Consider the following 20,848-nt stretch of genomic DNA (forward strand, 5'->3'; position numbering starts at 1 on the left):
AGGGCACTTCGCCGTACCACCGGTCGCTCCGCACGGGTGGGCCCGCCCGCGTGCCCTGACAGGAGGCCTCAAGCGGTCAGGTGCCTGGGCGTCGTGGTGCGCGGGAGCCGGCCGTCGGCGGCCCACTGTTCGACGGCGGCGACGTGGGCCATCGCGGTGGCCGCCGCGAGCGGGGCGTCGCGGGCGGCGAGGGCGGCCAGGATGGCCTCGTGCTCGCGGTGGGAGGAGACGAAGGCGGCGGCGGTGTCGATGCCGCGGATCAGCCGGACCCGCTGGGTGCGGGTGGAGACGATCTCCAGCAGGGTGGACAGCACCGGGTTGCCGACCACCGCGACGATGTGCCGGTGGAAGGCCATGTCGTGCTCGATGAACTCCTCGGCGGTCGCGGCGTCCGCGCACCGGTCCAGGACGCCGCGTAGCACCGCGAGGTCCTCGTCGGTGATCCGGGCCGCCGCCAGGGCGGTCGCCTGGGGCTCCAACAGCCGCCGCACCTGGAGGAGTTGGGCCGCCGAGGTGCCGTGGGAGACGTCGGCGGCGAAGGTCAGGCCGTCCAGCAGCAGATGGGGTTCCAGGCTGGAGACGTAGGTGCCGTCGCCCTGCCGGGTGACCAGTATCCGCATCGCGACCAGCGCCCGCACGGCCTCGCGCAGCGAGTTGCGGGAGAGCCCCAGCTGTTCGGCCAGGGCCTCCTCCTTCGGCAGCCGGGAGCCCTCGGGGAGCTCGCCGGAGACGATCATCGCCTTGATCTTCTCGATCGCGTCGTCGGTGACCGCCATCGCAGTGCCTCGATTCCGTGGTGGGTCGTACGGGGTACAAGCTAGCTGGCCGACTACTGCACGTCGAAGCGGTCGACCACCAGGTACGTTCCGCCCGCCTTGGTCAAGGTGAGGGTGTGCCGCCCGGGGGCGAGGCCGTCGACCCGGTACACGGTCTGCTGCGGCTTCCGGACGGCCGAGCGGGCGTCGACCCGGCCCTGGGCGCGGCCGTCCAGGGTGACCGCGATCCGGCCCTCGTCGGGCGCGGTCTCGGTGACGAAGGCGATCCCGGTGCCGGTGAAGGCGAGCGAGACGGAGTCCCCGTCGGCGGTGGCCGCGTGCACGCCGTCCCCGTAGTCGCCGAGGCCGCGGGCGCCGTAGGTGGCCCAGGAGTCGCCGGTGTAGGAGAGCGCAGGCGCGGTGTCGTCGTAGGTCGAGGCGGTCTCGAAGCCGTCGACGGTGGTGTACGTGCCGCTGCGCTTGACGAGTTGCAGGGTGTGCGGCCCGAGCGGCAGGCCGGCGGCGCGGTACACCACCTGCCGGGTGAGGCGGACGGGCGAGGAGGTGTCGACCAGGCCCTGCGAGACGCCGTCGAGGAGGATCTCGTCCTGCCCCTGGTCGGCGTACTTCTCGCCGAGCACCGCGACGCCGGTGCCGGTGAAGGTGTAGCTCACCGCGTCGCCGTTCGTGGTGGTGTAGTGGACGTCGTCGTCGTAGTCGCCGTTGCCGCGGAAGCCGTACTGCGCCCAGGCGCCGGTGTAGGTGACGGCCTGGTCGTCGTCGTTGACCAGCCCGGTGAGGGGCCGGTGGCGCGGGTCGGGGCCGGCGGCCGCGATGACGGCCCGGGCGGCCGCGGGCCAGGCGCCGCCGGTGACGACGGTGGCCTGAGTGAAGGTGACGGCGGTGCCGTTGTCGTTGTACACCGGGTTGTCCGTCCAGTTGTCGTGGACGGTGATGTCGTGGATGGTCGGGGTCCACATGCCGAGCCAGTTCTGGCCGCCGTAGCGGGTGACGTTGTCGTGGGTGTTCCAGTACGAGCTGCCCTCGTCCTGGTAGAGCATGTTGTTGGTGTGGTTACCGCCCTCGACCAGGTTGCCGGCGAACTCGGAGGTCATCGTGCCGGTGCCGCCGCCCTGGCCGCCGTTGGTGTAGATCGGGCCGCCGTCGGAGAGCACGCCCATCACGTCGTGAACGTGGTTGCCCAGGATCCGGTTGCCCCCGGCGTAGGTGGTGCCGTGCCGGCAGGGGGTGCCGAGGCCCTGGCGGGCCTGGAGGGTGCAGTCGGAGGCGTAGCCCCAGCCCCAGCCGAGCGAGATGCCGGAGTACGGGGTGTGGCCGATGTCGTTGTGGCGGATCGTCAGATCTCGGGTGAGGCCCGCCCAGACGCCCACCGCGTCGCTGTAGTCCTGGCCGACGTGGTCGATCGTGCTGTCCGCGACGGTGTCGCCGCTGGTCATCCTGGCCGGGTCGGTGAGGGAGTAGTCGTCCACCTCGCCGACCGAGACGCCGCCGCCGGAGGTGTCGTGGATCCAGCCGGCGGTGACGGCGGAGTCCTGGGTGCCGTCGGCGAGGTCGAGGCCGGTGCCGCCGGTGTGGGCGATCTCGACGCCGGTGAAGGTGATGCCGCGGCCGCGGTGCACCTGGACGGCGGCCGGGATGCGGGTGGGCGCGTGGGTGGACGGGTCCCAGAGCACGCCGGCCTGGTTGTCCAGGTACCCTGCGGTGCTGGGGAGTTGCCAGGTGGTGTAGGCGAAGGTCAGCCCCTGGAAGGCGACATCGTGCACGGGTGCGACCGCGTCCGGGACGACGGTGAAGCCGTCGACCACCAGGTAACTGCCACCGGTCTTGACGAGTCGGACGGTGTGCGGGCCCTTCGGCAGTCCGCCGACCGAGGCGATCACCTGTTGGGCCAGCCGGTCCGGGCCGGAGGCGGAGACGCTCTGCCGCTTCACCCCGTCGACGTAGACGTCGATGCCGCCCTCGTCGCTGTTGACCTCGCCGAGCACGTCCAGGCCGGTGCCGGTGAAGGCGTAGCTCACCGAGTCGCCGTCGGTGGTGGTGTAGTGGACGTCGTCGCCGAGGTCGCCGTACGGGCGGCCGGTGCTGGTGCCCCAGCCGCCGGTGTACGTGGCGCCCGGGTCGGTGTCGTTCACCGGGGCGAGGTGGCCGGGGGTGCCGGAGAGGTCCAGCAGCTCCTCATGGACGGGCAGTTCGACGTCGGCGGTGGCGAGGTCCTGGCCGGGGCGGGGCAGGTAGTAGAGCTGGCCCGCCGTACTGTCCAGGTAGAACTGACCGGGCTGGGTGAGGAGTTGGTAGGCGTTCTCGACCCAGCTGACGCCGGCGAGCGCGGGCAGTCCGGCGCCGTTGAACGGGAACCCGGGGTTCGGCACCGCCGTGTTGTCGGTGCGGAAGCAGGCGGGGTCGAGGTTGAGGCTGGAACCCCCGCCGGTGGCCGGGGTGATGCTCGCCAGCGGGCAGCGCATGTGCTTCCACCAGGCGTTGTCGACCACCTCCACGTCGGACTGGTGGGTGAACGCCGCGTACGCCGGGTCGCTCGTGACGAAGGCGGAGCCGCTCGGGGTGAAGCCGGCGGGGTTCAGCGGGCCGCGGGCCCGCTCGGCGCGCTCGCCGTCGACGAAGAGCTGGCGGCTGCGGGTGCCGACGGGCACGGCGGCCCGGTAGATGCCCCGGGTGGTGTCGTACGGGGTGAAGCCGGTGACCTGGCGGGCGCCGCTGAGCACCGGTCGCTCGCCGGGGTGGGCGGCGTAGACGATCCGGTGGCCGTGCTGCCCGGAGTCGGCGGGGCCGAGGCGCAACGGGGTGTCCCGCCGGTAGGTGCCGCCGCGCAGCAGGACGACGGTGTCGCCGGTGGCCCGGGCGGCGTGCCGGGCGGCCCGGTCGCGGGCGGTGTCGAGGCCGCAGGGCTCGTCGCGGGTGCAGTCGTCGCCGGTGCCGTTCGGGGCGACGTAGAGGTGGGTGACGCGGGCGGCGGCGGAGGCGGGGGCGGTGCCGAGGGCGGCGGTGAGCAGGACCGTGCCGAGCGCGGCGAGGGCGCGGCGGAGTGCGGGCATGGACGGGCTCCTGTCGGGTCCGGGCGGGCCGGCGGGCCGGTGGGCCCGGGTCAGTCCTGCTTCTCGCCCGAGGTGAAGCGGGAGATGATCAGGGCGACGATGATGATCAGGCCGTTCAGGAACTGGTTCCACAGCGGGGGGACCCCGGCCAGGGTCATCACGTTGACGACGAGTTGCAGGGTCAGCACACCGGTGAGGGCGCCGAACAGGGTGCCCCGGCCGCCGTTCAGGCTGACGCCGCCGATGACGGTGGCGGCGAAGACCTGGAAGATCCAGCCGCTGCCCTGGGAGGCGGAGATCGAGCCGTAGTGGCCGGTGTAGAGGATCCCGGCGAAGGCGGCGAGCAGGCCGCCGACGGCCAGCACGATCCAGGTGATCCGGTCCACCCGGATGCCGGCCGTGCGGGCGGCCTCGCTGTTGCCGCCGATGGCGTACAGCGCGCGCCCGTGCCGCAGCCAGGCGAGGGCGCAGCCGCCGACGGCGAACAGCAGGGCGCAGATCCACACGGCGGCCGGGACGCCGAGCCAGGCGGCCCGGCCGAGGTAGGTGAAGGAGGGCGGCAGGTCGACGATGGACTGCCCCTGGGAGAGGGCGACTTGGAGGCCGCGCAGGGTGGTGAGGGCGCCGAGGGTGACGATGAAGCCGTTGAGGCGCAGCTTGAGGATCAGGAAGCCGTTGACGGCGCCGATCAGCGCGCCGACCAGGAGGCAGAGCGGGATCGCCGTCCATCCGGGCAGCAGGCCGAGGCCGTTGAAGCGGGTGCCGTGGGTGGGCAGCACCAGCCAGACGGCGACGACGGGGGCGACGCCGATGGTGGACTCCAGCGAGAGGTCCATCCGCCCGGCGATCAGGACGAGCGCCTCGGCGAGCACCAGCAGGCTCAGTTCGGTGGACTGCTGGGCGACGCCGATCAGGTTGTCGGCGGTCAGGAAGGCCGGGGAGGCGATGAAGCCGATCACGCCGAGCACCAGCAGCACCGGGAGGAGCGAGAGGTCGCGGTAGCGGCGCAGGTCGAGCCGGGGCCGGGCGTCGAGCCGGGCCGGGGCGGGCGCGGCGGTGTCAGTGGGAGACATGGCTGTCCTCTCCGGTGGTGTGCGTCGGCCCGGTGTCGGCGGGGTGCCTCCCGGCCATGCCCTCCATGGCGGCGACCAGCTGCTCGTCCCGCCGGTCCGGGCCGAACTCGGCGACGATCCGGCCGTGGAACATCGCCAGCACCCGGTCGCAGCGGCGCAGGTCGTCCAGTTCGTCGGAGACGATCAGGGCGGCCCGGCCGTCGTCGGCGACCCGGCGGATCCGGCCGAGCAGGAAGTCCTTGGAGCGGACGTCCACCCCGTTGGTCGGCCGGATCGCCACCAGTACCCGTGGGTCGGTGGCGAGCGCCCGGGCGATCACCACCTTCTGCTGGTTGCCGCCGGAGAGCTCGGCGACGGGGGTGCGCGGGCCGGGGGTCTTGATGTCGAGGTCGGCGATCATCCGGTCGGCGAAGGCGGCGGTCCGGGCGGGCAGTACGGTGCCGTACGGGCCGAGCTGGTCGGTGACGGTCAGGGTGGCGTTCTCGGCCACGCTGCGGCCGCCGACCAGGCCCTGGAGGTGGCGGTCCTCCGGGACGAGGGCGAGTCCGGCCGCGAGCGCCGCGGGGACGTCCCCCGGGCGGACGGCCCGGCCGGCCACGGCGATCCGCCCGGCGGTGGGCCGGTGCAGGCCGGCGAGGGTCTCGCCGAGGCGGACGGCGCCGCTCGCGGTGGCGCCCGCGAGGCCGACCAGTTCGCCGGGCCGGAGGGTGAGCGACACCTCCCGGTAGGCGTCCGCCAGGGCGAGGCCGTCGACCTCCAGGAGGGCGGGACCGTCGGGCACCGTCGGGCGCGGTCGTGCCGCGGCCGTCACCGGGGCGCTGTCCCCGGTCATCGCCTCCACCAGGGCGGCCTGGTCCAGCCCGGCCACCGGCGCGGTGAGGACGTGCCGGGCGTCGCGGTAGACGGTGACGCTGTCGCACAGCTCGTACACCTCCTTGAGGTGGTGGGAGATGAACAGGAAGGCCACGCCCTGCTGTTGGAGCTCGCGCAGCTTGGCGAAGAGCCGGTCGATGCCGCGGGCGTCCAGCTTGGCGGTCGGTTCGTCGAGCACGATGAAGCGGGCGCCGAAGGACAGCGCCCGGGCGATCTCGACGAACTGCCTCTGCTCGACGGTGAGTTCGCCGGCCCGGGCGTCCGGGTCGACGTCCACGCCGTACTCGGCGAGCAGGTCGGCGGCGCGGAGGCGCAGCCGGCGCCAGTGGATCGGGCGCAGGCCGCCGCCGCTCTGCCGGTTGAGGAAGAGGTTCTCGGTGACGGTCAGTTCGTCGATGACGGTGGAGCGCTGGTAGACGCAGGCGACCCGGGACCGCCAGGCGGCGGTGTCGCCGTGGCCGGGCGCGGGTGCGCCGGAGAACCGCAGGGTGCCGGCGTCCGGCCGGTGCAGGCCGGTCAGGATCGACACCAGAGTGGACTTGCCGGCGCCGTTGCGGCCGACCAGGGCGTGCGACTCCCCGGGGGCGACGGCGATCCGGGCGTCGCGCAGGGCGACGGTGGCGCCGAACCGCTTGGTGATGCCCGTGGCCTCGACGACCGGGACGGTGGTGTCCATGCTGCGCGACCTTCCACGATTCGGCGCGGGTGGCTCAGTGCGAGACGTTGTTGCCCCAGAGACTCTTGTCGTCCACGTTGGCCTTGGTCACCAGCGGCGCCGGCAGCTGGTCCTCCAGGCCGTTCGGGAGCTTGATGATGGTCGAACCGTGGTCGGTGGGGCCGGGGTTGAAGGTCCGGCCCTGGGTGGCGGCCTCGGCGTAGGACAGCGCGTACTTGGCGTAGAGGTCGGCGGGCTGGGAGACGGTGGCGTCGATCTTGCCCTGCCGGATCGCGTCGAACTCCTGCGGGATGCCGTCGTTGGAGACGACGGTGATGTGGCCGGGCTGCCCGGCCGGCTTGAGCAGGCCCTTCTGGTCCAGCAGCGCGAGGGTGGGCTGCAGGAAGACGCCACCGGCCTGGAGGTAGAGGCCGTTGAGGTCGGGGTTCTGGGCGAGCGTGGCCTGGAGCTTGGCGGAGGCGACGTCGCCCTTCCAGTCGGTGGGCAGCGCGAAGACCTGGATGCCGGGGTACTTCTGCTTCATGCAGTCGGCGAAGGCCTCCGAGCGGTCCCGGCCGTTGATCGAGGTCAGGTCGCCCTCGAACTCGGCGACCTTGCCCTTCCCCTGGAGCTGCTCACCGAGGAACGTGCAGGCCTGGGTGCCGTAGGCGCGGTTGTCGGCACGCACCACCATGTAGACGTCGCCCTTGTCGGGCCGGGTGTCGACGCTGATCACCGGGATCTTCTTCGCCTTCAGTTGGTCCAGGGTGGCGGCGATGGCGCCGGTGTCCTGGGGGGCCATCACCACGGCCTTGGCACCGGTGTTCTCGAAGGCCTGCACGTTGGCGGCGAGTTTGGTGACGTCGTTCTGCGAGCTGCTGATCGGCAGGGTGTTCGCCCCGTCGGCACTGATGTCCGTCTTCAGGTACTGGGCGTAGGAGTTCCAGAAGTCGGAGTCCGAGCGGGGCAGGTCGATGCCGATCGCGGGCTTGCCGCCGCCCGCGGCGCCGGTGTCGCTGCCCCGGTTGCAGGCGGTGGCGAGGCCGGCCAGCAGGACGGCGGCGCCGACGGCGGCGGCGGTCCGGGAGAGGGGGGTCTGCATGGTCTGCACTCCTTCGGGACATCCGAGGTCTCGGCTCGGACGGGACGTCCGAGGTCTCGGCGCGGGTGGGGCCGACGGACGCGACCGGCGAGGGCACCCGGCGGTGCGCACAGGGGAGGGAGGCGGAGTTCCCGGTGATTCATCGGGTGAATCCCGGCCCGGTGGACGCTAGACCCTGGGCCGGACACCCGCAAGGGTCCGGACAGCGGCATTTCGGCAAGCTTCCTGACGATGTCTCGGAGAGACCTCGGATGAATCCCTTGCCGTCGGATCCGAGGGCTCGTAGAGTCCAGCACCACGGCAGCAAGTCATCGGATGTATGGGAGTCGCTCTGATGAAGTTGATGCGCCTGGGCCCGGTCGGGGCCGAGCGCCCGGTGATCCAGGCTCCGGACGGCCGACTGCTCGACGCCTCCGCCGTCACCCCGGACTACGACGGCTACTTCCTCGCCCACGACGGCCTGGCCCGACTGCACGAGGCGCTCGCCGCCGACCGGCTGCCGGAGACGACCGCGGGCGGACTGCGGGTCGGCGCCCCGGTCGCCCGCCCGGGCAAGGTCGTCTGCATCGGGCTCAACTACCGCGACCACGCGGAGGAGACCGGTGCCGCGATCCCCACCCGGCCGGTGGTGTTCCTCAAGGACCCGGGCACCGTCGTCGGCCCGTACGACAAGGTGCTCATCCCCCGCGGCTCCGTCAAGACCGACTGGGAGGTCGAACTCGCCGTGGTGATCGGCCGCCGCGCCCGCTACCTCGAATCGCCCGAGGAGGCCCGGGAGGCGATCGCCGGCTACGCGATCAGCAACGACGTCTCCGAGCGCGAGTTCCAGCTGGAGTACTCCGGCCAGTGGGACCTCGGCAAGTCCTGCGAGACCTTCAACCCGCTCGGCCCCTGGCTGGTGACCGCCGACGAGATCACCGACCCCCAGGACCTGGAGCTGCGACTCTCCGTCGACGGCGTGCCGCGCCAGCACGGCAGCACCAAGAACATGATCTTCGACGTGGCCCACCTGGTCCACTTCCTGAGCCGGCACCTCGTCCTGGAACCCGGCGACGTGATCAACACCGGTACCCCGGCCGGCGTCGCCCTCGGCCGGCCGGACCAGCCGTACCTGCGGCCCGGGCAGAGCGTCGAGCTGACCATCGACGGCCTCGGCACCCAGCGCCAGACCTTCACCCCGGCCTGAGAGCCCGGCCTGAGAGCCCGGCTTAGGACAACGGGACCGCCCGAGACAGGACCTCCTCCCGAGACAGGAGCCCACGTGACCGCGCGGATCACCGCCGTCGACACGTACGACATCCGCTTCCCCACCTCCCGCGAGCTCGCCGGCTCCGACGCCATGAACCCCGACCCGGACTACTCCGCCGCCTACCTGGTGCTGCGCACCGACGCCGGGGACGGCCTGGAGGGCCACGGGTTCTGCTTCACCATCGGGCGCGGCAACGACGTCCAGGTGGCCGCGATCAACGCGCTGCGGCCGTACGTCCTCGGCCGCCCGGTCGAGGAGGTGTGCGCCGACCCGGCCTCGCTCAACCGGGCGCTCACCGGCGACAGCCAGTTCCGCTGGCTCGGCCCGGAGAAGGGCGTGATGCACATGGCCGTCGGCGCCGTGGTCAACGCCGTCTGGGACCTCGCCGCCAAACGCGCCGGCAAGCCGCTCTGGCGGCTGCTGGCCGACGCCACGCCCGAATGGCTGGTCTCCCAGGTCGACTTCCGCTACATCGCCGACGCCCTCACCCCCGCCGACGCCCTCGACCTGCTGCGCCGGGGCGCCCCCGGGCGGGCCGAACGCACCGCGGAGCTGCTGAACCACGGCTACCCCGGCTACACCACCTCGCCCGGCTGGCTCGGCTACTCCGACGAGAAGCTCGGCCGGCTCGCCCGCCAGGCCCTCGCCGACGGCTTCACCCAGATCAAGCTCAAGGTCGGCGCCGACCTCGCCGACGACATCCGCCGCTGCCGGGCGGCCCGGGCCGCGATCGGCCCCGGCATCCGGCTCGCCGTCGACGCCAACCAGCGCTGGAACGTCGCCGAGGCGATCGACTGGACCAGGGCCCTGGCCGAGTTCGACCCGTACTGGATCGAGGAGCCGACCAGCCCGGACGACATCCTCGGCCACGCCGCGATCCGCGCGGCCGTCGCCCCCGTCAAGGTCGCCACCGGGGAGCACGCGCAGAACCGGATCGTGGTCAAGCAGCTGCTCCAGGCCGGGGCGATCGACATCCTCCAGCTGGACGCGGCGCGGGTCGGCGGGGTGAACGAGAACCTGGCGATCCTGCTGCTGGCCGCCCGCTACGGCGTCCCGGTCTGCCCGCACGCCGGCGGCGTCGGGCTGTGCGAACTGGTGCAGCACCTGGCGATGTTCGACTTCGTCGCGCTGTCCGGCAGCACCGAGGACCGGGTCATCGAGTACGTCGACCACCTGCACGAGCACTTCCTCGACCCCGTCGTGATCGACCGCGGACGCTACCGCGCCCCCCGCGCGCCCGGCTTCTCGGCCGCCATGCTGCCCGACTCGATCAGCCGCTACACCTACCCCGACGGCGGCTTCTGGGCCGCCGACCTGGCCCGGACCGAGGAGATCCCCGCATGAACGGTACGGACGAGTTCACCGGACTGCGCGCGGTGGTGACCGGCGGCGCCTCCGGCATCGGCCTGGCCACCGCCCGGCTGCTGGCGGCCCGCGGCGCCGAGGTCGCGGTGCTCGACCTGGACCCGACCGGCGCCGAGAAGCCGCTGCACGGGCTGCGCGCCGACGTGGCCGACGACGCCTCGGTGCGGGCCGCCGTCGCCGAGGCGGCCGAACGGCTCGGCGGCATCGACGTGCTGGTCAACAACGCGGGCATCGGCGTGGCCGGCACCGTCGCCGACAATCCGGACGAGGAGTGGCACCGGGTGCTGGACGTGAACGTGCTCGGGATCGTCCGCACCACCCGGGCCGCGCTGCCGCACCTGCGCCGCTCCGCGCACGCCGCCGTCGTCAACACCTGCTCCATCGCCGCCACCGCCGGCCTGCCGCAGCGCGCGCTCTACTCGGCCAGCAAGGGCGCGGTGCTCTCGCTCACCCTGGCCATGGCCGCCGACCACGTCCGCGAGGGCATCCGGGTCAACTGCGTCAACCCCGGTACGGTGGACACCCCCTGGGTCGGCCGGCTGCTGTCCGCCGCCGAGGACCCGGCCGCCGAGCGGGCCGCCCTGAACGCCCGCCAGCCGCACGGCCGGCTGGTCACCGCCGAGGAGGTGGCCGCCGCCATCGGCTACCTCGCCTCACCGGCCGCGGGCTCCGTCACCGGCACCGCCCTCGCCGTCGACGGCGGCATGGCGGGCCTACGGCTGCGCCCCGCGACCTCGTGAGCACGCTCCGCGGACTCGTGGGCCCGCTCGGCTTCGGCGGCGCCGCGATCGGCAACCTCTACGCCCCCGTCACCGACCGGGCGGCCGCCGAGACGGTGGACGCGGCCTGGGCAAGCGGGGTGCGCTACTTCGACACCGCCCCGCACTACGGGCTGGGCCTCGGCGAACGCCGACTCGGCGACGCCCTGCGCGACCGGCCGCGCGCCGCGTACACCCTCTCCACCAAGGTCGGCCGGCTGCTCGAACCGCTCGACACCCCCGACGGCGACGACCTGGCCAACGGCTTCGCCGTCCCCGCCACCCACCGCCGCCGCTGGGACTTCACCGCCGACGGGGTACGGCGGAGCCTGGAGGACAGCCTGACCCGGCTCGGCCTGGACCGGATCGACCTGGTCTACCTCCACGACCCGGACGACCACGCCGACCAGGCCCTCACCGAGGCCTACCCGGCCCTCGAACGGCTGCGCGCGGAGGGCGTGGTCGGCGCGATCGGCATCGGCATGAACCAGACCTCGGTCCCGGCCCGGTTCGTCCGGGAGACCGACCTGGACGCCGTCCTGCTGGCCGGCCGGTACAGCCTGCTCGACCAGCGCGGCCTCGACGAGCTGCTGCCCGAGGCCCACCGGCGCGGGGTGGCGGTGGTGATCGGCGGGGTGTTCAACTCCGGCCTGCTCGCCGACCCCCGGCCCGGCGCCACCTACGACTACGCCCCGGCCCCACCCGAACTCCTCGACCGGGCCCTGCGGTTGAGGGCGGCCTGCGCCCGGCACGGCGTCCCGCTGCGGGCGGCCGCGCTGCACTTCCCGTTCGGCCACCCGGCGGTGGCGGGCGTGCTGGTCGGCGCCCGCTCGGCCGAGGAAGCCCACGACGCGGCCGCGCTGCTGGGCACCCCCGTCCCCGAGGCCTTGTGGGAGGAGCTGCGCGCCGAGGGCCTGCTGCCCCGCCACGTGCCCACGCCTTCGACGTCCCCATGGGAGAAGCCCCCGTGCGAGTAGCCCTCCACACCCGCGTACGCGCCGACCGCGTCACCGCGTACGAGCAGGCGCACCGAGCCGTCCCCGAGGAGCTGACCGCCGCCATCCGCGCGGCCGGCGTCACCTCCTGGACCATCTGGCGCAGCGGCACCGACCTCTTCCACCTGCTCGACTGCGCCGACTACGCCCGGCTGCTCGCCGAGTTGGAGCGGCTGCCGGTCAACGTCGCCTGGCAGGCCCGGATGGCCGAGCTGCTGGACGTGGTGCACGACTACTCGGCCGAGGGCGCCGCCGCCGGCCTCCCGGTGGTGTGGGAGCTTTGACGCCGATCGTCGACGCCCACCACCACCTCTGGGACCTCTCGGTCCGCGACCAGGACTGGCTCACCGGGGAGCAACTGGCCCCGCTGCGACGGGACTTCTCACTCGCCGACCTGCGCCCCGAGGCGGCGGCCGCCGGGGTGCGGGCGAGCGTGCTGGTGCAGACCGTGACGGTGGCCGCGGAGACCCCGGAGTTCCTGGCCCTCGCGGCGGGCGACGGGCTGGTGGCGGGGGTGGTGGGCTGGACCGACCTCACCGCGCCGGAGGTCGCCGACCGGCTCGCCGCTCTGCGCGAACTCCCGGGCGGAGAGCGACTGGTGGGCATCCGCCACCAGGTGCAGGGCGAGCCGGATCCGGACTGGCTGGTACGCCCCGACGTCCTGCGCGGCCTCGCCGCGGTGGCGGACGCCGGGCTGGCGTACGACCTGGTGGTGCTGCCGCACCAGCTGGCGGCCGCGACCGCCGCCGCCCGGGCGGTACCGCACCTCACCCTCGTCCTCGACCACCTGGGCAAACCGCCGGTCGCCTCCGGCGAGTTGGAGCCGTGGGCCCGCCGACTCCGCCGGTTCGCGGCGCTGCCGAACACGGTGGCCAAGCTCTCCGGCCTGGTCACCGAGGCGGACTGGGCCCACTGGACGATCCCGGACCTCCGCCCCTACGCCGACCTCGCCCTGGAGGCCTTCGGGCCGGACCGGCTGATGTTCGGCTCGGACTGGCCGGTGTGCCTGCTGGCCGCGCCCTACGGCCGGGTGCTGGCGGCCGCCCGGGAGCTGACCTCCGCCCTGGACACGCACGAGCGGGCCGAGGTCTTCGGCGGCACGGCGGTCCGCACGTACGGCCTGCGGTGCGAGGCCGCGCGCCCCGAGCCCTCCCCCGAGTCCTCCGATGTATCACCCCCGGATGGCACCGCCGAGTACCGCAACTCCCGGGAAAATCCGAGCTGTTAGGAACCTTTCCTTTCTCATTGATCGGATGTATAGCTGTGTCGTTCCGGTTTTCATCCGATCGGGAGGCGCCAGATGCCCATCAGCAGAAGGCAGTTCGCCGTCCTGGGCGGGGGCGTCGCGGCCGGGCTCGCGACCGGCGGGCTGGGCGCCGGCCCGGCGGCCGCCGCCGCACCGCCCGAGGGCCACGGGAAGCCGTCCGAGGACCATGGGAAGCCCCCGCACACCGTCACCTTCGACCGCCACTCCCTGCTGGTCGACGGCCGCCGCACCCCCGTCTGGTCCGGCGAGTTCCACCCCTTCCGGCTGCCCGCCCCCCGCCTGTGGCGAGACGTCCTGCAGAAGTTACGCGCCGCCGGCCTCAACACCGTCTCGGTCTACGTCGCCTGGAACTACCACTCCCCCGCCCCCGGCCGCCACGACTTCACCGGCGTCCGCGACCTCGGCGCCGTGCTGGACACCGCCGCCGAGACCGGGCTGTTCGTCACCGTCCGCCCCGGCCCGTACATCAACGCCGAGGTGGACGGCGGTGGCTTCCCCGGCTGGCTGATCGCCACCCCCGGCCGGGCCCGCAGCGACGACCCCGGGTACCTCGCCCACGTCGACGCGTGGCTCACCGCCGTCAACGCCGTCGTCGCGCCCCGCCAGTACACCCGGGGCGGCGGCACGGTGCTGCTCTACCAGCTGGAGAACGAGTACTCCTCGCACCTCACCGACGGCATCGGCGCCGCCTACCTGGCGCACTTGTACGCCAAGGTCCGCGCCGACGGCATCGACGTCCCGCTGTTCCACAACGACAAGGGCCACCCCGGCGACTGGACCCCCGGCAGCTTCCCCACCGGCGGCGAGGAGGGCCGCTACCTGTACGCCTTCGACGCCTACCCGGACCCGGCGAAGACCCCGCCCGACTACGGCTGGTACGGCCCCGGCGGCCCGCACGGCGGCTCCACCGCGAGCCCCGGCACCCCGGGCTTCATCGGCGAGTTCGGCGGCGGCTGGTTCGACTGCTGGGGCGGCGCCGAGTTCGACGGCCGGGGCTACCCCGGCGCCCGGGCCAGCAGGGACGCCGCGTACGAGCGCCGCTCCGCGCTCACCAACCTGGCCAACGGCATCACCCTGCAGAACATCTACATGACCTTCGGCGGCACCTCCTGGGGCTGGCTCCCGGCGCCGATCGTCTACACCTCGTACGACTACGGCGCGGCCGTCGACGAGGCCCGCAACCTGACCGCGAAGGTCCCCGCCCTGCGGCAGTTCGGCGAACTCCTCACCGCCGTCCCCGACCTGGCCCGGCTCGACCGGGCGGCCGACACCGCCGCCGACGACCCGGCCGTCAAGGTCTACCACCTGGCCAACCCCGAGACCGGCGCGCAGTTCTACGTGGTCCGCAACGACGACGACAGCGACCGCCGCTTCACCCTCCCCGTCACCACCGCCGCCGGCCCGCTCACCGTCCCCGCCGCCGAGCGGATCCGCCTGCACGGCCGGGACGCCAAACTGCTGGCCACCGACCTCCCGCTGGGCACCCGGCGACTGCGCTACACCACCGCGCAGCCGATGATCCAGGAGACCGTGGCCCGGCAGGACCTCGCCGTCCTGGTCGCCCGCCCCGGCGACCCGGTCGAGCTGGGCATCGTCTGCCCCGAGCCGCCCACCGTGACCGTCCTGGCCGGCGCCGCCACCAGCGCCCACGACCCGGCCGCCGGACTCCTACGGATCAACGCCACCGTGCGGGGCCTCACCCGGATCCGGCTCACCGGCGGCGGCAGCGCCACCCCGCTGCTCCTGCTGCTGGCCGACGACGAGGCCACCGCCACGCTGTGGCGCCACCCGACCGACACCGGCACGGTGCTCGTCCGCGGCCCGGCGCTGCTGCGCACCGCCCGGCTGCACGGTGACGCCGCCCGCCTCACCGGCGACACCACCGAGGAGTGCGAGCTGGAGGTCTGGGCCCCAGGCGCGGTGGAGCGGCTGCGCTGGAACGGCCGCGAGATCCCCGCGACCCTCACCCCCTCCGGCAGCCTGCTCGCGCACGGGCGCCTCCCCGGCCCCGCACCGGTCCGGCTGCCCGAGCTCACCGGGTGGCGGCGCCGGGCCGAGAACCCGGAGGCCGCACCCGACTTCGACGACTCCGACTGGCCGCCCGCCGACCTGCGGACCAGCGCCTCCAGCACCCCGGTGCCCGCCGGGCAGCCGGTGCTGTTCAGCGACGACTACGGCTTCCACTACGGCGACGTCTGGTACCGCGCCGCCTTCTCCGGACCGACCGGCGGCACCCTCGCCCTGGCCTATCAGACCGGCACCCAGGGCCTGCTGATGGCCTGGCTGGACGGCACCCCGCTGGGCACCCACCGGATGCCCGTCCCCGCCAGGAACCAGGCGAGCAAGGCGAGCTGGACGGCCACCGCCACCCTCCCGCTGCCCGACACCGGCGAAGGCGACCACCGACTCGCCGTCCTGGTGCGCCCGATGGCCCACGCCGAGGACGGCGGCAGCAACGACAGCCACAAGGCGGCCCGCGGTCTGCTCTCCGCCGCCCTCACCCCGGCCGGCGGCGCCCCCGCCCCCGAACTCACCTGGCGCCTCCGGGGCGGCGACCCGACCGCCGACGAGGAGCGCGGCCCGCTCAACTCCGGTGGCCTGTACGGAGAACGGGAGGGCTGGCACCTCCCGGACCACGACGGCGACGACTGGGAGCCGGTGAGCCTCCCGTACACCGAGACCCGCCAGGGCGTCGCCTGGTACCGCACCACCTTCCGGCTCGACCTCGACCGCGGCCTGGACGCCTCGCTCGGGCTCACCCTCACCGACGATCCGGGGCGCGCCTACCGGGCCCAACTCTTCGTCAACGGCTGGAACATGGGCCAGTACATCAACGACGTCGGGCCCCAGCACACCTTCGTCCTCCCCGAGGGCGTGCTGCACCACCGCGGCCGCAACACCCTCGCCCTCGCCGTGCTGACCGACGGCACCGGCCCGGCGGGGCCCGGCACCGTCGCGCTCACCCTCCTCGGCCTCGCGGCCGGCGGCACCACCTGACGATCCATCAGTTGAAGCACATGCCATCCCACTCCCCCGAAGGACGGCCATGTCGGATGCACGCGCCCGGACCCGGTCCGGGCTGATCGCCCTCGCGGCGGCCCTCGCCACCACCGGCGCCCTGCTCGGCGGCCCGGGCGCCGCGGCGGACGACGGGCAGCGCGCCCGCGCCCAGGACGTCTGGGTCTCCCCGCACGGCCACGACGACGCCCCCGGAACGGCCCGCCGGCCGGTCCGCACCCTCGACCGGGCGCAGCAGCTGGTCCGCTCCCGCGCCGCCCACCTCACCGCCGACCTCACCGTCCACCTCGGCCCCGGCACCTTCCGCCTCGACCACCCGCTGGCCCTGGACGCGGCCGACTCCGGCGGCAACGGCCACACCGTGGTCTGGCAGGGCACCGGTTCCACCGTCCTCAGCGGCGGGGCCCGGGTCAACCGCTGGCGCCCCGCGCCCGGCCACCCCGGCCTGTGGTCGGCTCCCGCCCCCCAGGGCCTGGACAACACCCGGCAGCTGTACGTGGACGGCGTCCGGGCCGAACGCGCCGCCGGCGCCCTGCCCGTCACCCTCACCAGGACGGACACCGGCTACACCGCCTCCGCCGACACCCTCGCCCACTGGCGCAACCCCGCCGACCTGGAGTTCGTCTACACCGGCGGCACCGGCGTGTTCAACGCCAGGACGTACGGCCTCGGCGGCTGGACCGAACCGCGCTGCCCGGTCGCCGCCGTCCACGGCACCGAGATCACCATGGCCCAGCCCTGCTGGGACAACTCCACCAAGCGCGCCGTCTTCCCCGACAACCCCGGCCGCACCGTCAACATGGTCGGCCCCGGCTCGCTCACCGAGCACGCCCAACCCGCCTACCTGGAGAACGCCTTCGAGCTACTGACCCAGCCCGGCCAGTGGTACCTCGACCGCACCGAGCGCACCGTCTACTACCGCCCCCGCCCCGGCGAGGACCTCACCGACGACGGGACCGACGTCGAGGCCCCGGTGCTCCAGCAGCTCGTCACCGCCGCCGGCACCGCCCAGGCCCCCGTGCACGACCTGGCCTTCCGCGGCCTGCGCTTCGAGTACGCGACCTGGCTCACCCCCTCCACCTCCGAGGGCTTCTCCGAGATCCAGGCCGGCTACACCGTCACCGGGCCGAACGGCTACGCGACGGAGGGCCTCTGCGGCTACGTCCAGGGCGGCAGTTGCCCGTACGGCGCCTGGACCAAGGAGCCCGGCAACGTCTCCGTGCAGCACGGCCAACGGGTCGAGTTCAGCGGCGACGTGTTCACCCACCTCGGCGCGGCCGGGCTCGAACTCGGCGACGGCGCCCAGCAGTCGACCGTACGCGACGACGTCTTCACCGACATCTCCGGCAACGGCGTCGAGGTCGGCGGCACCGATGTCACCGACCCCGCCACGGCCGCGGACATCACCCGGGACAACCTGGTCACCGACAACCACCTCTACGCCCTGCCGGTCGAATTCCGGGGCGGCGTCGCCGTGTTGAACGGCTACAGCCGGCACGACACGATCTCCCACAACCAGATCGACCACATCCCCTACACCGCGATCTCGCTCGGCTGGGGCGGCTGGCCCGACAAGATCAAGCACCCCGCAACGCCCAACTACTCGCACGACAACGAGGTCAGCGACAACCTGATCCACGACCACATGCAGGTGCTGGACGACGGCGCCGGCATCTACACCCAGGGCCTGACGGGCAGTTCGCTCGCCGACGGCGAGAAGGTCACCGGCAACGTCATCCACGACCAGTGGGGCATCGGCAAGGCCGTCTACACCGACAACGGCTGCACCTACGAGACCGTCGCCGGGAACGTCATGTACGGCGTCAGCTTCGCCGACGTCGCCAGCCGCCACACCGACTACCGGGACGCCCTCGGCAACAACGACCCGACCCTGATCAGCGGCAACTGGTGGGAGGAGGGCACCCCGGACGGCGACAACAAGGGCCTGGTCACCCGCGACAACCACCTCCTCGCCGACCCCTCCGACGCCCCGGACGACGTCGTCGCCGCGGCGGGCGTCGAGCCCGGCCACCGCTGGGTGCTGGACGTCCGCACCGCCGAGCCCGCCGTCCCCGCCGCGCCGCTGCGGGTGGGCACCTTCGCCGCCGACGGCGCGGTCTACGCGACCTGGAGCCCGGCCTACGTCGACCACGGCTCCCCGGTCGACTCCTACCGGCTGACCGCGACCGGCGGCGGCCGGAGCGTCACCGCCGAGGTCTCCGCGGAGGACTTCGCCCGGACCGGCTACGGCGTCGTCCCCGGCCTGGACGACGGCACCGCCTACACCGTCACCGTCGCCGCCCGCAACGACCGGGGGCGCGGCGCGGAGTCCGTCCCCGCCGCACCGGTCACCCCCACGACCGGCGGCGGCGCCCTGCCCGCCGCGATCACCGGCGTGACCGGCTACGCCTCCGCCGGGGCCGTCAGCCTGCACTGGGCCGTCCCGGAGAGCACCGGCGACACCCCGGTCATCGGCTACACCGTGACCGTCTCCGACGGCCGCACCATCGCCGTCACCGGCCGGGACGCCCTCGACACCCAGCCCGCCCGCAAGGCGATGTTCCGGGTGGTCGACGGTCTGGAGCCCGGCACCACGTACACCTTCACCGTCGCGGCGGTCACCGCCACCGGCACCGGCCCGGCCGGCACCGCCACCGTCACCACCCCCGCTTCCTGACCACGGACCCCCACCCCCACCCGAGGAGTCGGAATGCGCACACGATGGACGAGGCCCTGGGCCTCAGTGGTCACCGGAGCCCTCGTCGGGCTCTCCCTCACCGCCCTGGCCGCCGCCCCCGCCCACGCGGCCCCGGCCACGGCCCCCGCCCACCCCTTCCCCTCGCACACCGCCTACCAGGTCGGCGTCACGCCCTCCGCCCCCCAGGCGAGCCGGGACGCGGCGGTGGAGAAGCAGTACGACTCCTGGAAGGCGAACTACCTCGTCCACGGCTGCGCCTCGAACGAGTACTACGTCTCCACCAAGGGCGACGGCGACGCCACCAACAACGGCCCGGTCTCCGAGGGCCAGGGCTACGGCATGAACATCGTGCCGCTGATGGCGGGCTACGACGCCGACGCCCAGAGCGAGTTCGACGGGATGTGGCAGCTGGTCAAGGACCACCGGGACCAGTACGGGCTGATGCAGTGGCAGCTCGACGGCAAGAGCTGCGCGTACTACAGCACCGGCACCCCCGACTCGGCCACCGACGGCGACCTCGACATCGGCTACGGCCTGATCCTCGCCGACCGCCAGTGGGGCGGCTACACCGCCGACGCCCAGCAGTGGCTGGCCTCGGTCTACGCCCACGACGTGGCGCCGGACGGGCACCTCAAGTGCGAGGACGACGGCCCGAACACCGACACCCGCCCCTCCGACCACATGCTGGACCACCTGCGGGCGTTCGCCGCCTACGACACCGCCCACGACTGGAACAAGGTGATCGCCCGCACCGAGGCGGTGCTCTCCGCCTTCACCGCCGCGTACTCGCCGAACGCCGGCCTGGTCTCGGACTTCGTCATCGGCGCCGACACCGCCTCCCCGAGCCCGGCCCCGGCGGACTACCAGGAGAAGCAGCCGGACGACATCGTCGGCTACAACTCCATCCGCGTCCCCTGGCACCTGGGCACCGACGCGCTGCTGTCGGGGAGTTCCACCGCGGCCACCTCGTACGCGCTCGCCCAGCAGGAGTCGGCCTGTCTGAAGGGCGAGTCCGGCGGCAACCCGCAGAACGTCTACCCGCACACCAAGCTGGACTGCACGCCCTACTCCACCGAGCAGTCCGAGGCGGCCGGTGACGCGGTCGGCCCGGCGGCGATGGCGGCCGGCGACCAGGCCTGGACGGACGCGATCTGGAACGCCCTGGGCGCCAACCCCTTCGGCGACCACTACTACGGCGAGACCATCAAGACCCTGGTCTACCTGGTGATGGCGGGCGACTACTGGAGCCCGACCGCCGCGACCACCCCGCCCCCGGCCACCTGCTCCTCCGGCCAACTGCTCGGCAACCCCGGGTTCGAGAACGGCGCCGACACCGCCCCCTGGACGACCGGTTCGACCCTCGGCTTCAACCCGATCACCGCCGCCACCAGCGCCGAACCCGCGCACTCCGGCAGCTGGGTCGCCTGGTTCAACGGCAACAGCAGCGCCGACACCGACACCGTCGCCCAGACCGTCGCCATCCCCAGCGGCTGCACCGCGACCCTGAGCTACTGGCAGCACGTCGACTCCACCGAGAACACCACCACCGCGACCCCCGACACCTTCACGGCCCAACTCCTGGACGGCAGCGGCACGGTGCTCACCACCCTGGCGACCACCTCCAACCTGGACGCCGCCCCCGGCTACGTCCAGCGTTCCTTCGACGTCTCCGGCTACGCCGGCCAGACCGTCACCCTCAGGTTCACCGGCACCGAGACCGACACCAACGGCGGCACCACCACCGTCGTCATCGACGACACCGCGCTGACCGTCACCCCCACCGGCAGCGGGACCGGCGCGACGGCCCCGACGTCAAGGGCCGCCAGCTGGACCGGGACGCGTACCACGCGCTGATCGCACCCCAGGGCTGCTAAGGCGTGTCTGACAATTCCCGCCGGGCGCGCGACGCCGGGGCACGCACCTCGCCGCGTTGTCGTCGGTCGCCGATGCTCCGCATGGACTCCCTCCT

Annotated in this window: 14 protein-coding genes; 9 read left to right on the forward strand and 5 right to left on the reverse strand. The window is 73.5% G+C overall.

Features of this window, described 5'->3' with window-relative positions; all coding sequences use genetic code 11:
* Positions 1–68: 68 nt before the first annotated feature.
* The 5 genes from ACIP4P_RS42015 to ACIP4P_RS42035 are packed head-to-tail and all read right to left on the reverse strand — an operon-like array spanning position 69 to position 7,529.
* The gene (locus tag ACIP4P_RS42015) at positions 69–776 is read right to left on the reverse strand and encodes a FadR/GntR family transcriptional regulator (RefSeq protein ID WP_400928788.1); all 708 of its coding nucleotides are present in this window, start codon (positions 774–776) and stop codon (positions 69–71) included.
* Positions 777–829: 53 nt separating this feature from the next.
* Positions 830–3,826: a hypothetical protein gene (locus ACIP4P_RS42020; protein WP_400928791.1), complete on the reverse strand. Its 2,997-nt coding sequence runs from the start codon at positions 3,824–3,826 to the stop codon at positions 830–832.
* A 50-nt stretch (positions 3,827–3,876) separates the two neighbouring features.
* Complete coding sequence (locus tag ACIP4P_RS42025) at positions 3,877–4,899, reverse strand: ABC transporter permease (RefSeq protein WP_400928794.1); 1,023 nt, start codon at positions 4,897–4,899, stop codon at positions 3,877–3,879.
* Complete coding sequence (locus ACIP4P_RS42030; RefSeq protein WP_400928797.1) at positions 4,886–6,448, reverse strand: sugar ABC transporter ATP-binding protein; 1,563 nt, start codon at positions 6,446–6,448, stop codon at positions 4,886–4,888. The genes ACIP4P_RS42025 and ACIP4P_RS42030 overlap by 14 nt, the downstream gene beginning before the upstream one ends.
* Positions 6,449–6,482: 34 nt before the next feature.
* Positions 6,483–7,529, reverse strand: coding sequence for a sugar ABC transporter substrate-binding protein (locus ACIP4P_RS42035; protein ID WP_400928800.1), 1,047 nt, complete (start codon positions 7,527–7,529; stop codon positions 6,483–6,485).
* 334 nt (positions 7,530–7,863) lie between these two features.
* Between ACIP4P_RS42035 and ACIP4P_RS42040 the strand changes: the two genes are divergently transcribed.
* From ACIP4P_RS42040 to ACIP4P_RS42080, 9 genes are all read left to right on the forward strand, one after another.
* On the forward strand, positions 7,864–8,715 hold the full coding sequence (locus ACIP4P_RS42040; RefSeq protein ID WP_400928803.1) for a fumarylacetoacetate hydrolase family protein: 852 nt from the start codon (positions 7,864–7,866) through the stop codon (positions 8,713–8,715).
* Between the two features lie 75 nt (positions 8,716–8,790).
* Positions 8,791–10,122, forward strand: coding sequence for an enolase C-terminal domain-like protein (locus ACIP4P_RS42045; RefSeq protein WP_400928806.1), 1,332 nt, complete (start codon positions 8,791–8,793; stop codon positions 10,120–10,122).
* Positions 10,119–10,883: an SDR family NAD(P)-dependent oxidoreductase gene (locus ACIP4P_RS42050; RefSeq protein WP_400928809.1), complete on the forward strand. Its 765-nt coding sequence runs from the start codon at positions 10,119–10,121 to the stop codon at positions 10,881–10,883. The genes ACIP4P_RS42045 and ACIP4P_RS42050 overlap by 4 nt, the downstream gene beginning before the upstream one ends.
* Positions 10,880–11,878, forward strand: coding sequence for an aldo/keto reductase (locus tag ACIP4P_RS42055; RefSeq protein WP_400928812.1), 999 nt, complete (start codon positions 10,880–10,882; stop codon positions 11,876–11,878). The genes ACIP4P_RS42050 and ACIP4P_RS42055 overlap by 4 nt, the downstream gene beginning before the upstream one ends.
* Entirely contained in the window at positions 11,869–12,180 is a 312-nt protein-coding gene (locus tag ACIP4P_RS42060; RefSeq protein ID WP_350515952.1) for an L-rhamnose mutarotase, read from the forward strand. The genes ACIP4P_RS42055 and ACIP4P_RS42060 overlap by 10 nt, the downstream gene beginning before the upstream one ends.
* Complete coding sequence (locus ACIP4P_RS42065) at positions 12,177–13,124, forward strand: amidohydrolase family protein (RefSeq protein WP_400928816.1); 948 nt, start codon at positions 12,177–12,179, stop codon at positions 13,122–13,124. Before ACIP4P_RS42060 ends, ACIP4P_RS42065 begins: the two co-directional genes overlap by 4 nt.
* A 72-nt stretch (positions 13,125–13,196) precedes the next feature.
* Complete coding sequence (locus ACIP4P_RS42070; protein WP_400928819.1) at positions 13,197–16,160, forward strand: beta-galactosidase; 2,964 nt, start codon at positions 13,197–13,199, stop codon at positions 16,158–16,160.
* A gap of 49 nt (positions 16,161–16,209) precedes the next feature.
* Positions 16,210–18,858, forward strand: coding sequence for a fibronectin type III domain-containing protein (locus tag ACIP4P_RS42075; RefSeq protein WP_400928822.1), 2,649 nt, complete (start codon positions 16,210–16,212; stop codon positions 18,856–18,858).
* Between the two features lie 33 nt (positions 18,859–18,891).
* Positions 18,892–20,733 (forward strand): glycosyl hydrolase family 8, encoded by a 1,842-nt coding sequence (locus ACIP4P_RS42080; protein ID WP_400928825.1) that lies wholly within the window; start codon positions 18,892–18,894, stop codon positions 20,731–20,733.
* The last annotated feature ends 115 nt before the right edge of the window (positions 20,734–20,848 follow it).

It is taken from the genome of Kitasatospora sp. NPDC089509 (assembly GCF_044749365.1).
In the GTDB taxonomy this organism is placed as follows: domain Bacteria; phylum Actinomycetota; class Actinomycetes; order Streptomycetales; family Streptomycetaceae; genus Kitasatospora.